We start from the raw sequence: 15,108 nt of genomic DNA, 5'->3' as shown, positions 1-15,108 counted from the left end.
ACGGGCAGATCGCGCTGGTCGGCGGCGACGGCGCCGGCGCGGTGCAGGTGGCGGGCACGCTCGACGCCTCCGGTGCGCAGGCCGGCACCGCCGGCGGCACGGTGCACGTGCTGGGCGACGCGGTGGCGCTGAACGCCGGCGCCGACATCGACGTCTCCGGCCCGGCCGGCGGCGGCACCGCGCTGGTCGGCGGGGCGGCGCGCGGCGCCGCCCTCGACCCGCTCGACGCGATCGCCGGGCTGGACGCGGGACGCTACGACCGGAGCAGCGAAACCACCTACTTCGATGCAGATGCATCGATCGACGCCAGTGCCACGGATCGCGGCAACGGCGGCATGGCGATCGTCTGGTCCGACGTCGGCACCGCATTCCATGGCGTCGTCGCGGCGCGCGGCGGTGCCGGCGGCGGCGACGGCGGGCTGGTCGAGGTCTCGGGGGCGGAGCTTGTCTTCACCGGGCTGGCGGACCGTTCGGCAGCCGCAGGCCGCGCGGGCCTGCTGCTGCTCGACCCCAACCTGCTGCGCGTGACCGCCGCCGCCGATGGCACCGCCGGCAACACCCAGAGGGTCAACGACGCGACCCTGAATGCCAACCTGGCTCTCGGCGACGTCGTGTTGCAGGCCGACAGCCGGATCGTGGTCGAGGCCGGCACGACGGTCGACACCCAGGGCAACACGCTGTACTTCGACACGCTGCGGGTGCAGCTGTTCGCCGACATCGTCGGCAATGTCGACGGCGGCGCCGCGGCCGGCGCGGCGCTGGCCACGCTGATCGGCGGGCCGGCCCTGCCGGGGAACGACCCTGCCCGGGTCGACGTTGCCGGCACCTCGCTGCGCGGTATCCAGCAGGCGCTGGAGATCAGCGGCGACGGCGCGCGCGTCAGCGTGGCCGCCGGCACCTATGGCGACCCGTCCGACGCCGTCAATGGCAGCGCTCCGCTGCTGATCGACCATGCGGTGACGCTGCTCGGCGCCCAGGCCACGGTGCCGACGGCGGGCCGCACGGCCGGCGGTGCGGGCGAGACGATCCTCGACTTCGCCGCGGCGACCGGCGCGGGCGGCACAGGCGCGGCGATCCGCGTGACCGCCAGCGACGTGCGCATCGACGGCTTCGACATCGTCGCCGACGCCGATCTGAACGCGGCTGTCCGCATCCAGGACACCTCCGGCGGCGCGACGCCGGTGGAAAACGTGTTCGTCTACAACGACTTCATCCGGCCGTCGGCCGGTACCATCGGCGGATACGGCGTGGTCACGTCGAGCGCCGGTGCCTACCGCAACGTGCAGGTGCGCAATTCCGGCATCACCGGTACAGACCGCGAGGCGATCCGCCTGTCCAACGTCGACGACGTGGTCATCCGCGACAACCACCTGGCGTTGACCGGCCGTGACGCCATCAAGCTGGACGCCGTCGGCAGCGCGGCGCGCCCGTCGCTGCAGATCATCGACAACGTGATCGAGGACATTGCCGGCGACGGCGTGGAGATCGACGGCATCGACGGCCCGCTCGTCGTCCGCGGCAACAGCCTGACCGCGATCGCCGGCGACGGCGTCAATGTCGCCACCGCCTTGGGCGACGTCAGCGTCGTCGACAACACGATGACCGACACCGGCGGCAGCGCGGTGGAGATCGATTCGGTCGGAGCCGGCGGCACGGCGCGCGTGATCGACAACCGGCTGACCGACATCGGCGGCGATGGCGTGGATATCGCCAACGTCGAGGGCCTGATCCGGGTCGACGACAACGTCATCGCGGATACCGACGGCGACGGCATCCAGATCGTCGGCGGCGGCGCCATCGTCCAGGTCACCGGCAACAGCGTCGCCAATTCCAATGCCGCCAACGACCCGACGATCCACCGCGACCTGATCGACATCAGCCAGGTGGTCGGCACGGTCCGCGTGCGCGACAACATCCTCGACAATGCCGACGACAACGCGATCGAGGTCAGCCTGCTGCAGTCGCGGCTGCTGATCGCCGACAACGTTGTCACGGGCACGCGGAACGACGACGGCATCGCGGTCGACCAGGTGGCCGGCCCGGCGCGGATCACCGGCAACCAGGTCGGCGCCGCCGCCGAGAACGGTGTGCTGGTCACCAGCACCCAGCGCATAACGGTCGATACCAACGAGATCGTCGGCAACACCCTGGCCGGCGTGGTGATCGAGAACGCCCCGGTGTCGCAGGTGCTCGACAACACGGTCGCCGGCAACGGCGGCGACGGCGTGGTGGTGGTCGGCGACGGCGGCCTGACCCGCGTCGCCCGCAACGCGGTGACCGGCAATGCCGGCAACGGCGTCGCCGTCGTCGGCCTGTCCCGCGCCAACGTCGACACCAACGTGGTCGGCGGCATCGTCGCCCAGCCGGGATCGGTCGACGGACCGTCGGCGCCGGACGGCAACGGCGACAACGGCGTCGAGGCCATCGGCGTCGCGCTGCTGCGCGTCCACAACAATCACCTGAACTTCAACGGCGGCAACGGCGTGTCGATCGCCGACGGTGTCGGCAGCGTGGACGCACGCGAGAACTACGTGCACCAGAATGGCGGCAACGGTTTCGCGCTGCTCACCGCGCCGGCCGCCGCCGCGATCAGCAACAACAGCATCGTCGGCAACGGCGGCGTCGGCCTGCTGAACGGCGGCGGCACCGTCGATGCGCTCTACAACTGGTGGGGCAGCGCGGATCCTGCCGCCGTGGCGGCGCTGATCGCCGGCGGCGGCACCGTGTCGTTCGATCCGTTCTATGTGCTGCCCGACGACATCAACGGGCCCAACGGGCTGGTCGCGCCCACCGGCCTGGGCCCGTTCGCCTTCCAGGGCGGCACGATCATCGTGCCGCCGACGCCGGGCGGCGGCGGCGGCGCAGCCGTCGGTTTCGACGCCACCGCCCTGTTGCTGCCGCAGGACGAGACCGTGGTCGGCCGCAACCTGCAGACGCCGGGCGACGACGTCTATTTCCGGCTGCCGGAAGAATTCGGCTACGGCGCCGACACCTACGGCCAGACCTACGACCTCGGCGATTCTGCCGGCCAGGACCTCGCCGGGCTGGCGCCGGCCGCAGGCGGCAACGCGTGCCCGGCGACCGACGAGCCGGAGGACGAGGACGGCGTCGACTTCACCGCGCCGGTACAGGGCCTGCGCATCGAATGCGCTTTCGATCCCACCCAGCTGGAACCGGCTGCCGGCGGCCAGCCCGTCGCTGCCGGACCGGCTGCGCCCGGCGATTTCCTCGGCGCCTTCATGAGCACGACCTATCTCGGCGGCATCGGCTGGTTCGACCAGCCCGGCTGATCGGCTGTCGGGTTCAGCCCATCCGGCCGACGAAGGGATGGCCGGTCAGCAGGCTGATCAGATGCGCGGCCAGCACGAAGGCGGCGACGATGGCGACGAAGCCGATCGCGCGATAGGGCACGCGCCAGGCCCGACCGGGCACATAGGGCCGGTTGTCCCGCCACAGGGCGAAGGCGGCGATCAGCGCGGCGGCCGCGATGCCGATGATGGTCGGAACCAGGGGCGCGCTCCGGCGACGGGCGCTATTCCGCCGCCTGCAGCGACTGCGGCGTCCCGACCAGCGAACGGCCGGGCAGGCGTGCCGGTATCGGCGCCCCGAGCAGGTCGAGCATGGTCGGGGCGAGGTCGATCAGCCGGCCGTGGTCGGCGATGCCGCGGGCGTCGATCGCCGGCCCGGCGGCGATCGCAAATCCGATGGAGTTGTGGCCGCCGGAGCGCGACAGCGGCACCGGCCCGATCCGGCCGAACGAGCCCGTGGTCACGCAGTCGGCCGGTTTCGGGGTCCACTTGACCACCAGGTCCGCGTCCGAGGCCTTCGGCGCCCGGCTGTCGGCGCCGGTGCGGACCACGTCCAGCACTACGGCCTCGCCGGTGCGCGAATCGCGCAGGGCCATGATCTCGCCGGCCAGTTCGTCGCATACGCGGTCATAGTCGCGCGGCTCGACGATGCCGTTGGGCTCGCGGCCCTTCAGGTTGATGCGCACATAGCCGTCAGAATAGGACGGCAGGGCGAAGGCCTTCATCTTCGGCCAATGGTCGCTGTACCACATGCCGGGCTGGAACCAGGGGTCGTAGTCGTTGATGAAGCCGACGCCTTCCGGCGTGCCGAGCACCCGCTCCATGATCCGGCCGAACTCCACCGGCAGCAGCCGGCGCAGCGTGCGGCGCAGCGGATTGGGATCGTGCTTCAGGGTCCAGACCTTGCGGGCCCAGCCGAAGCTGTAGGGGTGGGTGATCGGCGGCTCCGGCGGGCGGTTGTCGCCGTGCGGCGCGCCCCGGATCGCCATCTTGCCCGGGAAGTTCCAGCGGTAGAGCAGTTCCGGCAGGAACAGCATCGAGCCGACGTCGGTGTTGTTGGGCACCATGCCCTCGGGCGAGAACACGACGAAGGTCGCGTCGTCCGGCGCCGCCGCCACGATCCGGCCGATGCCGTCGTCGACAGCGGTCGCCACCTCGGCCAGCGGGTCGGCCCCGCCGAACAGGCTGCCGAAAGTGGCATGCAGCGGATGCTCCGGCGAGCCGAGGTGCATCAGGTAGTGGCCGCCGGAGTGGGTCTCGGAAAAGACCACCAGGAACAGGTCCCACGGCTGCTCGCGCAGCATATCGGCACAGATCGCCGCGCGCCGCGCGCTACCCTGCTTCAGGCCCTCGGCCAGCTTCGCCATCGAGCCCTTGCGCCACATCCGCGCCTTGTCGCGGTCGAACGTCGGGTGCGGGCCGTAGCGCTCGGTCACCTGCGCCAGCAGTTCGGACGGCACCGACGACGGCTTGGCATAGGCCGAGTGGGCGCCGTAGGCGAGCAGCTGCACGCCGTTGATGTCGCCGCGCAGGCGGGTCTGCGGGATGTCGATGGTCGCGACCCGGAAATCGGGGCCCAAGGCATAGAACGGCGGATATTCCTCGAACGGATAGCTGCCGACCTCGGCCATGCGGTAGCTGCCGGCCTGCAGGCGCAGCTGCGACCAGTAGCCGGTGTCCTCCGGCGGCGCGCCGGCGGCGAAGTTGGTCCAGCTGGTCTCGGCCATGTTGGTCGGCGCGTTCTGCAGCAGCAGCGTGCGGCCGCGGTCGCGCAGGCGGGCGAGATTCGGCATCCGTCCGTCCGCCATCCAGCGGGTGCACAGGTCGATGTCGCCGGAATCGAGGCCGATGGCGATGACGGGCGGCCGCCCGGCCTTGCTGCCGGGGCGGCTGCTGCGCGAAACGGAACCGGACATGGCTACTCCGCTGCGGCGGGGGGGCGAAGGTGGTGGAAATACTGGGTGACCACGGCCGGGTCGGCCTCCTGCCAGCCGTTGCGGGCGTGCCGGCGCGCGGCGATGCCGCGGGCCATCGACGGCCAGCCATAGACATAGGCGCTGCCGATGGTGCCGGCATAGTTCAGCGCCACGCGCAGCGCGCCGCGCAGCTGGCGCCAGCCGATCCGCCCGATCGGGCCGCTGGGCCTGACGATCCGGCCCTTGGCGCCGAAATCGATACGCCGCGCCTTGTGCAGGATCCGGCCCCAGCGCATCGGGTTGAGCAGATAGGCGAGGTCCAGCAGCGGCATCGCCACCAGCATCGGCACGCCCGATGTCTTGGCGACGAAATAGGCGCGGCTCTGCGCCGGCACCTTCAGGCTGCTGACGCGTTCCACGCCCGAGAAATGGTGCAGCACCGGCGCGAAGCCGGCGATCAGCAGGCGGCGTCCCGCCCGGCGCAGCCGCACGGAGAAGTCGGTATCCTCCCAGCCATGCCGGTAGGACGGGTCGAAACCGCCGAAAGCCTTGAAGTCCGCCGTGCGCACCATGACGTTGCAGCCGGCCAGCAGGTCGGCGTCGAGCCAACTGTCGTCGTCCACGCCGAAATTGTCGCGCCCCGTGGTCATGCCGTTGAGCAGCAGGTCGAGCTGCTTGACGCCGACGATGCGGCCGGCCTCGTCGATCAGCGCCTCGCCCCCGATCGCGCCGATCTCCTCGTTTGACGTCAGCTTGGCGACAAGGCGTTCCGCCGCGTCGGCGACGATCACCTCGGCGTCGTCGTCGACGAACCAGAGAATCTCGCCCTGGGCGACGCGGGCGCCCAGATTGCGGCCGCAGCCGCAGCCGTGGTTGCGGCCGGCATCGAACAGCCTGACCGATGGATGGTTCGCGGCCACCATGTCCAGGACGCCATCATTACTGCCATTGTCAATGACGACGACCTCGTAGTTCGGGTAGGTTAGCCTGGCGATGGAATGCAAGCACCGGTCCAGTTCCGCCCAGCGGTTCCGGGTCACGATCACGATCGACAGCAGTGGGGCTACCATGTCTGCCTCTGGATCCCTAGGGCCTGAAGCCGCCGGCCGGATTCGGACTTAGCGCGTCGGCGCATCGCCAATCCTTCACCATTGCGAGTATAACAGATCGGCAATGAGAATCCTCCACGTCATCTCGTCGCTGGCAAGAGAGCTTGGCGGACCGAGCCAGGCTTGCGTCGGGATGGCGGAAGCGGTGGCCTCGCTGGGCCACGACGTGCGCATCTGCACGTCGCGCTGGGACGGCGCGGGACGGCTGGTCGACGCCACCAGCGGCGTGCCGCAGGACCGCAACGGGGTGACCTATTTCTACTACGATACGCCGCCGGTGCAGGTGCGCGGCTTCTCGCCCGCGATGGTCCGCGCCCTGCCGGGCCTGATCCGCGATGTCGACCTGGTCCATCTGCATTCGCTCTACCTGGCGCACAGTTGGGCGACCGGGGACGGCTGCCACAGGCTTGGCGTCCCCTACATCATTCGTCCGCACGGCACGCTCGACCCCTATATCTGGCGGCGCAAGCGCTGGCGTAAGCGGATCGTAGAGACAATCTTTCAAGATCGCGTGAATCGCAACGCTGCGGCCTTCCACTTCACCACCCAGGAGGAGATGGAGCTGGCCGCGCCTTACATCCCGGGCCGCCCCGGTTTCGTCGCCCCGCTCGGCGTCGACCTCGACCGCTTCGCCGATCTGCCGCCGACGGGGCGGTTCCGCCGCCGCCATCCAGAGCTTGGCGACCGACCGATCATGCTGTTCTACGGTCGGCTCAACTTCAAGAAGGGCCTCGACGTACTGATCCCGGCCTTCGCCGAGGCGGTGCGCCGCGGGTACGACCTCGCCCTGGTCATCGCCGGCCCGGACCACGGCATGGCGGCGAAGGCACGCGAGTGGGTGGAGCAGCATGGCATCGCCGATCGTTGCGTGTTCACAGGGATGCTCGACGGAGAGCATGCCATTGAGGCGCTCACCGACGCGGAATTGTTCATTCTGCCGAGCTTTTCGGAGAATTTCGGCATTTCGGTGGTCGAGGCGATGGCCTGCGGCCTGCCGGTGCTGATCTCCGACCGCGTCAATATCTGGCGCGAGGTCGTCGCCGACGGCGCCGGCCTGGTCGGCCCGCCCGAGATCCCTGCCTTCGCCGACATGATCGACGAGGCGATGGCGAACCCGGAGCGGCGCTTGGCGATGAGCGCGGCGGCGCGTCTGTCGGTCGGCCGGCGGTTCACCTGGGACCGGATCGGCGCGCGGCTCGAAAGCGTCTACGCCGACATCGTCGCCGGCCGGCCGTTCGAGCCGCTGATGGAGGGGCTGGAGCCGCTCGCGATCGAGGCGGTCGCCTGAGGCCGGGCGTTATTCCTCGTTGCCGAACAGGCGACCGATCGGGATGGAGTAGGTCAGGGTGACGATCTCGGTGCCGGGGTTGCGCTCGCCCAGGTCGGCATTGGAGATGTGGCTGAACCCGAGCGCGAGGCGCGACCGGTTGTCGAAGCGATAGCCGATCTCGACGCCGGTGCGGAACTCCAGCGGATAGCCCAGGTCGAAGCCGTCGCCGTTCATGTAGTAGCCGAGGCCGGCCTGCGGCGTCACCACGATCCGGTTGCCGAAATAGATGTCGGTCAGCAGCCCGCCGGCGATGTAGACCGCGCCGTCGCTGGTTGCCTCGATGCCGGCCCAGGGCTTGGCGATCCACAGCTCGTAGTCGGACCGGTATTCGATGCGGAAGTCGGCCGCCTGGTTCTCGGCGCGGACGACGTCGTAGTAGCCGCCGCCGAGGGTGAGGAAGGCAGGGTCCTGGGCGCTGGCCCGGCCGGCCGCCAATGCCGCGAGGGCCGCGAGCACGGCCGGTAGAACGAATCGCACGATGGACGCCTCCCCTGCTGGTGCCGGCGATCATAGGTGCTGCGCCGGCCAACGCAAGAAACGTTCGCCGGGGCGCTCCGGCCGGCGGTGGGGTCAGGCAGCGGGATAGCGTTCGCGCATCGCGGCCACCGATTCGGCGACCATGCGCTCGAGCACCGCAAGGTCGACGGCGGCGAGGCCATTCAGATAGAGGCAGCTGCTGCCGGTCCGGTGCCTGCCCAGTTGCGCAAGCAGGTCGGCGAATGGCGCGAATCCCGACATGATGTAGACCACCAGATTTTGCTTGCGCGGGGCGAAACCCGTCAAGAACCAGTCGCCCTCGCGGCCGCTGGCGTAGCGGTAGTGATAGCGGCCGAAGCCGACGATACCCGGCCCCCACATCGCCGGCGCAAGCCCGGTGGCGCGGCGCATGAGTGCGAGCAGCAGCAAGGCATCGTCGCGCCGGCGCGCCGGTGCGACGCCGGCAAGGAAAGCGTCGACATCGGCGCCGGTCGGACGGGTCTTCAGGTCGCTCACGGCGGCCCTCCGCGGCAAGTGCCCGTCGGCAGGCGGACGCGGCTCAGCGCGTGCCGGCGAGGCCGATTCCGGTGGCGGCGGCGGTGGCCAGCGTCAGCGCGCGCAGGTCCTCCGGCTCCAGGTTCTGCAGATTGGTCTTGCCGGTGCAGCGCGCCATCATCGAGGCCTCGGCGATGCTGGCCTTGATGATGTTGGCCAGCCCGCGCGCCCGCTCCTCGTCCTTGAGGTCGGGCGCGAAGCGCATGCCGTGGCTCTCGGTGATCTCGCCGCCGACGGCCAGCGCCGCGGGCGCACCGAGCACGACCGCCTTGCCGCCCAGCGCGATGATCTTGGCCGCGTCGGTGCCGGAGCGCACGCCGCCGAAATACACCAGATCGATCTCCTCCTCGCGGTTCAGCCGGCGCAGGATGGCGATGGCGTCGCGGATCATGCCGAGATCGAAGCCGCCGGTCAGTTCGGCCCACGGCGCGCCGAGCGCATGGGTGGCGTCGAGAAGCAGCAGGTCGAAGCCGGCGTCGAGCGCGAAGGGAATCGCCTTTTCCAGCGCCTCGCGGGTCGACACGGCGAGGCCGAGCAACTGGTCGTCGTGCAGTCTGCGCGCATCGGACGGCGGCGCGAAGCCGTGGCCGGCGACATGGATCAGCCCGGCGGCATCGGCGCTGGGCGGAAGCTGGCCCGGCTTGACCAGCTGCAGCCAGGGAATGCCGTCGCCGAGCGGCCGTATGCCGACATAGCCGCAGTCGGCGGCGCGCAGACCGTCGCCGACGCCGCGGCGCACGCCGGGGGGCGCGTCGTCGAATCCGGTCACGAAGAACGGGTTCGACAGCGTCATGCGGCCGTCGCCGAGGTCGGTGGATACCCGGCAGGCCTCGCGATAGGGATCGATCACCAGCCGCGACAGGTTGGCCGGCAGGAACACCAGGTCGTCGAGCGCGCCGGGCCGATGCTCGGGGAACGGGTTCTCGCGCGGTGCCAGGCGCCGGCGCAGCATCGATGCCTGGCCCCGGTGGTCCTCGCCGGCCAGCCGCGCCATCGCAAAGATGTCCTCGCGGTTGCGCACGGAATAGTCGGCCGAGCCGGTCTCGGCGTCGCAGCGATAGCAGCGCGCCGCTTCCGCCTTGGCCTCTTCCCAGCCATAGGTCGACTCGATCTCCGGGAACTCGGCGGGCCGGGCACCGACACCGTGGAAGTCGGGGTGATGGACGCCCAGCAGCTCCCACTTCAGGTCCTGCGCGACCGCGACCCGACGCGTCCGATAGGGCGTGCGATAGGGCGCCGGGCTGGCGTCGCCGTCGAGATAGGCCTTGATGTAGTAGGCGGCGCGCTGCCCGTGGCTCATCGCCATGACGATGGTAGAGCCGCCGAAGGCGCCGTCGCCCGCGGCGAACACCTGTGGGTCGTCGGTCGCCATGCCGTCGAAGCGGGCGCGGACCCGATCGCCGGCCATCAGGCCGCGGGCGTCGAGTTCGTCGCTGGCGGCATACTGGCCGATGGCAGCGATGACCAGGCCGCAGCGGATCTCGTGCTCGGAGCCGGCGATGTCGACCGGCCGGTGGCGGCCATCGCGGTCCGCCGCGCCGGGCGCGGTCCTGACGCAGGCGAGGATCAGGTCGTCGCCGTCGCGGCGCACGGCGGTCTGGCGCGTGTTGTAGACGAACTCGATGCCTTCCTTGACCGCGCCCTCGAGCTCGATCCTGCGCGCCGGGATCTCGTCGGCGCCGCGGCGGTAGACCACCTTCACCGACTTGCAGCCGGGCAGGCGCAGCGCGGCGCGGCAGGCATCCATCGCCACGTCGCCGCCGCCGATGACCACGACGGTCTCCGGCATCGCCGGCCGCTCTCCGGCATTGACCCGGCGCAGGAACTCGACGCCGTCGACCACCGCGGCGTCGTCGTCGCCCGGCACGCCCATCCGCTTGCCCCACCACGAGCCGATGGTCAGCAGCACGGCATCGTGGCGCTGCTTCAGCTGCTCCAGGGTCACGCCGTGGCCGAGCGCGGTGTTGAGGTGGATGGTCAGGCCCGGGCAGCGCTTCTGCAACCGCGCGAGATCCTGCTCGATGATCCCCTGCGGCAGGCGGAAGGCCGGGATGCCCCAGACCATCATGCCGCCCGGCCGGTCGGTCATCTCGTAGACGTCGACCTTGAAGCCGGCGGAGCACAGCTCGCTGGCGGCGGTCAGGCCGGCCGGGCCGGCGCCGACAATGCCGACCGTCTCGGTGCGGGTCACCGGCACCGAGGCGGGGTCGAAGTCGTGGCCGGCGCGGTCCATGATGAACCGCTTGAGATTGCGGATCTGCAGCGGCCCGTCGCTGGCGGTGCGCCGGCAGGCCGGCTCGCAGGGCGCATCGCAGACCCGGCCGCAGATCGAGCTGAACGGGTTGGTGGCGGTGATCGCCTCGAACGCCTCGGCGACGCGGCCTTCCCAGATATAGGCGATGTAGGACGGGGCGTCGGTGCCGACCGGACAGGCGACCTGGCACGGCGCCGGCGCGAAATGCATGTCGCCGGTGTCGTCCGGCAGTTCCGACAGCAGGTTTCCGCCCAGGGCGCCGTGGGCGTCGCGATGGATGCTCATGGCGTCACGCCACCAGGCTGGCAAGCGCCGCGGCGCGCTCGCGATAGGATGGCTCGTAGGGCAGCCCGGTCATCCTGGCCGCCTCCGGCGTCAGCGCGACCAGGTCGTCGCGGCGGAGCGCCTTGGTGGTGTCGTAGCCGAGCGCCAGGGTGACGGCCGCGATCTGCCAGCGCACGCTTTCCAGGAAGCTGTGGATGTGCTGTGCCTGCAGCGCCGGCTTGTAGCGGCCCTCGTGCTCCGGATCCTGGGTGGCGATGCCGGTGACGCACTGGCCGACATGGCATTGCATGCAGGCGATGCAGCCGCCGGCGATGATCGCCGCCGTGCCCATCGCGGCCGCGTCGGCGCCCAGGCACAGCGCCTTGACCACGTCGACCCCGTCGCGCACGCCGCCCATCAGCACGATCTCGATGTCCTGGCGCCGGCCGATCTCGTTCAGCGCGCGGATCGCCTCGGTGATCGCGGCCAGCGTCGGCACGCCGACATGCTCCATCACCTCGGCGCCGCCGGCGCCGGTCGAGCCCTGCATGCCGTCCAGTTCGACGAAGTCGAAGCCGTCCTTGGCGGCGATCTTGATGTCGTCGCGCACGCGCCCGGCGCCCAGCTTGACGCTGACCGGCAGGCGATAGCCGGTGGCCTCGCGCAGCTCCTCGATCTTGATGACCAGGTCGTCGGCGCCGAGGATGTCCGGGTGGCGCGACGGCGAGCGCAGGTCGATGCCGGCCGGGATGCCGCGGATGCGCGCCAGTTCCGGCGTCACCTTCTTCGCCATCAGCTGGCCGCCGAAGCCCGGCTTGGCGCCCTGCGAGATGTAGATCTCCAGCCCGTCGGCCCGATTCATGTCGTGGATGTTCCAGCCCAGCCGGCCGCCCAGCATCTGGAAGATCAGCTGCTTGGCCGCATCGCGCTGGGCGTCGGACATGCCGCCCTCGCCGGTGTTCTCGGCGATGCCGGACAGGCCGGACGCGATCGCGATCGCCTGCTTGGCCGAGCGGCTGAGCGCGCCGTAGCTCATCGGCGCGATCATCAGCGGCATCGACAGCTTCAGCGGCTTGGCGCCGTTGAGGCCGCCGATCTCGGTTGCCATCGCCACCTGCGCGACCGGATCGGCCACGGTGTCGAGCCGCGACAGGTCGGCCTTGAACGCCAGGTCGCCGAAATGCGGTACCGGCCGGGCGCCGCCATAGCCGCGCACCCGGTAACGGCCGATCTGCGACTTGATGTAGACGTCCTCCTGCACCTTCTTGTTCCAGTAGTCGGAGGTGCCGGAGAAGGTGAAGAACGGGATCGAGCGCACCGGCGTCTCGGACGTGGCGTAGCGCAGCTTGGTGCCGGCGTTGACGATCTTGTGCAGCTCGCCGCCGAACTTGATCTCGTACTTGTCGAGAAAGGCGCGGACCGAATCCTTGTCGTCCTCGGAGATGTCGGTCAGCCTGGCGTCGGAGCCGAGCTCTTGCACCCGGCCGGCAACGTAGATCTCGCCGGCGGACATGTCCTCGCCGACGCGCTCGCCGCTGTCGCCCAGGATGATGATGCGGCCGCCGTACATCATGTAGCCGGCCATGAAGTTGGCGTTGCCGACGCAGCACAGCGTGCCCGCCTTCATCACCTGGCCGGCGCGCGAGCCCATGTTGCCCTTGACCACGATCTCGGCGCCGCGGATGGCGACGCCGGGGATGGCGCCGGCATTGCCGCCGACGACCACCGAGCCGGTGTACATGTTGTCGCCGACCGCCCAGCCGGCGTTGTTGTCGATGACAAAGCGCGGCCCGTCGGTCAGCCCGGCGCAGAAATAGCCGGCCGAGCCGCGCACACGCACGGTGATCGGGTGGGTCAGGCCGACGCCGATATGGTGCCGCGCGTCCGGGTTCAGCACTTCCACGTCTTCGCCGGCGGCACCGGCGGCGCGGATGCGCGCGTTGGCCTCGCGGATCGGGGTGCGGGCAAGATCTATCGTGACCACGTGGCGTAGCTCCCGGGCGGTGGTTCGCGGGTGTCGAGCGCCCGGCCGGGGAACAGCCGGTTCAGCGAGACCTCCTCCGAGGCGACCGCGATCAGGTCGTCGTCCTCGTAGATGATCATCGGCTTGGCGGCCAGCCGGTCCTTGGCATAGCCGATCTCGTCCTTGGTCGAGACCAGGAACGAGAAGGTGCCGTCGAGGTCGTCGATCGAGGTCTTCAAGGCGTCCTGCAGCGATATGCCCTGCGCCATCTTGTCGGCGAGGTAGACCGCGATCAGCTCGCTGTCGTTGTCGGTGGTGAACTGGAAGCCGCGGCGTTCCAGCCGCCTGCGCATCTTCCAGTAGTTGGTGATCTGGCCGTTGTGCACGATGGCGACGTCGGCGAAGCCGGTGGCCCAGAACGGGTGCGACGCCTCCGGCTTGACGTCTGACTCGGTCGCCAGCCGCACATGGCCCAGGCCATGGGTGCCGCCGAAGCCGTCGATGTTATAGCGCTCGTCGACGTCGTGCGCGCCGCCGACGTCCTTGACGATCTCGAGGCTCTCGCCCAGCGAGATCACCTTGGCGGCGTGCTCCATGTCGTAGGAGAAACGCTGCAGGTCGCCGGTCACCCGCACCACGGCGCGGTAGTTGTTGCCGACCACCTCGTCCTCGACGATCGTCGCCTGATACTCGCCCAGCTTCGCCTTGATCCGCTCGACATTCTCGCGCGCCTCGTCGCCGTCGCCGATGAAGAAGCGCAGCTTGATCTCGCTGGGATGGCTGTCGCCGTACAGCGCATAGCCGGTGCTGTCCGGCCCGCGATGCTGGCAGCCGTCCAGCATGTCGATCAGCGCATGGCCGGTCGAACGGCCGGTGCGGTCGTGTTTCAGCAGGATTCCGGCGATTCCACACATGGCGTTGTCTCGCTCTCCGGCGGTCGGCCGCGCAGCCCTCGGCGCGCAGCTGCCGCAGCACACAATGCGACACGAAATAGTCGGAACGGACCGCGCGCCTGTCAACGCGTGATCGACCGATTGGGACCAATCCCGAACCGGTACATGGGGCGGCGCGCCGGTTTGGCAATGCGCCGGCCGGTGTCGGCGTGGCCGGGCCGCGCGACCCGCGCCGGGCGGCACGGTCAGTTGCGCTTCCAGTAACGGTGCTGGCCGCGCGCGACCAGGAAGGCCTCGAACCGTTCGGCGGTGTAGTCGCTCGCCAGCCAGTCGCGCAGCGGCTTTCCGTTCGTGTCGGCGACGATGAAGTCCAGGAAGGCGCGGATCCAGCGCTGCCGCGGCTTCGGAATGTGCAGATAGGGCCAGTAGGCCAGCTGGCGGCGCGCCTGCGCCATCGCCCCCAGGCCGTGCCTGTCGAGCAGGTAGAGCCCGGCGACGAAGCCGGTGCGGTCGGCGCCGCCGGAGCATTTGATCAGGGTCGGCCGCGGCGCCTGCACCACCGCGTCCAGCGCCTGCAGCAGGTGCTCGCGCGCCGGCAGCCGCTTGGAGCTCAGCGAGACGTCGACATAGGTCACGCCGAGCCCCTCGGCCGAGCGGCGCTCGTTGTCGTACCAGGGCGAACCGGTGTTGTCGCCGCGCAGGTTGACCAGGCAGCGGATGGCATGGTGGCGCAGCAGCAGCGGCGTCTGCCAGCCATAGGTCTGCGCCGCCCGGGCCAGGCCGGGCTCGATCCAGTGCCAGTTGAACAGCCGGCCCACCACCCGCGCGGCGAGGCGGGCCGGGGCGGACAGCGGCGGGGCGCCGGCCGGCGGCGGCAACGGCCGGTTCATCGGCCGGCCCGGCCCCGGCGGGCGCGGAATGCAAGCCTCAGCGGGGCGGGGTGTCGGCGGGGACGGGTGTCGCGGCGCATGGCCAGACCCGATACGCGCAACGGCGCGCGCCGGCAAGGATGTGATCGGTGCGCTCCACGGTCACATCC

At 70.4% G+C, this 15,108-nt stretch carries 11 protein-coding genes; 2 read left to right on the top strand and 9 right to left on the bottom strand.

The features are described from left to right. A partial coding sequence (locus tag R3F55_25960; GenBank protein MEZ5670817.1) for a right-handed parallel beta-helix repeat-containing protein occupies nt 1-3,290 on the top strand: 3,290 nt, incomplete at its 5' end. A 13-nt stretch (nt 3,291-3,303) separates the two neighbouring features. Here the strand turns inward: R3F55_25960 and R3F55_25955 are convergent. The 3 genes from R3F55_25955 to R3F55_25945 form a co-directional block, all read right to left on the bottom strand. Further along, nucleotides 3,304-3,432 carry a hypothetical protein gene (locus R3F55_25955; protein MEZ5670816.1) on the bottom strand — a complete coding sequence of 43 codons (129 nt, stop codon included), beginning with the start codon at nt 3,430-3,432 and terminating at the stop codon, nt 3,304-3,306. Nucleotides 3,433-3,532: 100 nt separating this feature from the next. Further along, entirely contained in the window at nt 3,533-5,224 is a 1,692-nt protein-coding gene (locus R3F55_25950) for an alkaline phosphatase family protein (protein ID MEZ5670815.1), read from the bottom strand. A gap of 2 nt (nt 5,225-5,226) precedes the next feature. Then, the gene (locus R3F55_25945; protein ID MEZ5670814.1) at nt 5,227-6,294 is read right to left on the bottom strand and encodes a glycosyltransferase; all 1,068 of its coding nucleotides are present in this window, start codon (nt 6,292-6,294) and stop codon (nt 5,227-5,229) included. Between the two features lie 103 nt (nt 6,295-6,397). Between R3F55_25945 and R3F55_25940 the strand changes: the two genes are divergently transcribed. Further along, nucleotides 6,398-7,621: a glycosyltransferase gene (locus tag R3F55_25940; GenBank protein ID MEZ5670813.1), complete on the top strand. Its 1,224-nt coding sequence runs from the start codon at nt 6,398-6,400 to the stop codon at nt 7,619-7,621. Between the two features lie 9 nt (nt 7,622-7,630). Here R3F55_25940 and R3F55_25935 read toward each other — a convergent pair whose 3' ends face one another. The 6 genes from R3F55_25935 to R3F55_25910 form a co-directional block, all read right to left on the bottom strand. Continuing rightward, nucleotides 7,631-8,140: an acyloxyacyl hydrolase gene (locus R3F55_25935; GenBank protein ID MEZ5670812.1), complete on the bottom strand. Its 510-nt coding sequence runs from the start codon at nt 8,138-8,140 to the stop codon at nt 7,631-7,633. 93 nt (nt 8,141-8,233) lie between these two features. Further along, nucleotides 8,234-8,656 (bottom strand): DUF1801 domain-containing protein, encoded by a 423-nt coding sequence (locus R3F55_25930; GenBank protein ID MEZ5670811.1) that lies wholly within the window; start codon nt 8,654-8,656, stop codon nt 8,234-8,236. Between the two features lie 43 nt (nt 8,657-8,699). Then, a complete protein-coding gene (locus R3F55_25925) occupies nt 8,700-11,234 on the bottom strand; it encodes an FAD-dependent oxidoreductase (GenBank protein MEZ5670810.1) in 2,535 nt (844 codons plus the stop codon). 4 nt (nt 11,235-11,238) lie between these two features. Further along, nucleotides 11,239-13,197, bottom strand: coding sequence for a glutamate synthase-related protein (locus tag R3F55_25920; protein ID MEZ5670809.1), 1,959 nt, complete (start codon nt 13,195-13,197; stop codon nt 11,239-11,241). Further along, nucleotides 13,185-14,090, bottom strand: coding sequence for a class II glutamine amidotransferase (locus tag R3F55_25915; GenBank protein MEZ5670808.1), 906 nt, complete (start codon nt 14,088-14,090; stop codon nt 13,185-13,187). The genes R3F55_25920 and R3F55_25915 overlap by 13 nt, the downstream gene beginning before the upstream one ends. Nucleotides 14,091-14,314: 224 nt before the next feature. Continuing rightward, nucleotides 14,315-14,959, bottom strand: coding sequence for a tyrosine-protein phosphatase (locus R3F55_25910; protein MEZ5670807.1), 645 nt, complete (start codon nt 14,957-14,959; stop codon nt 14,315-14,317). Nucleotides 14,960-15,108: the final 149 nt, after the last annotated feature.

It is taken from the genome of Alphaproteobacteria bacterium, assembly GCA_041396705.1.
GTDB lineage: Bacteria > Pseudomonadota > Alphaproteobacteria > CALKHQ01 > CALKHQ01 > CALKHQ01.
This window is presented reverse-complemented; position numbering and strand designations above follow the sequence as displayed.

Excerpts from the sequence above, each read along its gene's own strand:
- R3F55_25940 (MEZ5670813.1), top strand. The coding sequence starts at position 6,398 with ATGAGAATCCTCCACGTCATCTCGTCGCTGGCAAGAGAGCTTGGCGGA.
- R3F55_25950 (MEZ5670815.1), bottom strand. The coding sequence starts at position 5,224 with ATGTCCGGTTCCGTTTCGCGCAGCAGCCGCCCCGGCAGCAAGGCCGGG.
- R3F55_25910 (MEZ5670807.1), bottom strand. The coding sequence starts at position 14,959 with ATGAACCGGCCGTTGCCGCCGCCGGCCGGCGCCCCGCCGCTGTCCGCC.
- R3F55_25925 (MEZ5670810.1), bottom strand. The coding sequence starts at position 11,234 with ATGAGCATCCATCGCGACGCCCACGGCGCCCTGGGCGGAAACCTGCTG.
- R3F55_25915 (MEZ5670808.1), bottom strand. The coding sequence starts at position 14,090 with ATGTGTGGAATCGCCGGAATCCTGCTGAAACACGACCGCACCGGCCGT.
- R3F55_25945 (MEZ5670814.1), bottom strand. The coding sequence starts at position 6,294 with ATGGTAGCCCCACTGCTGTCGATCGTGATCGTGACCCGGAACCGCTGG.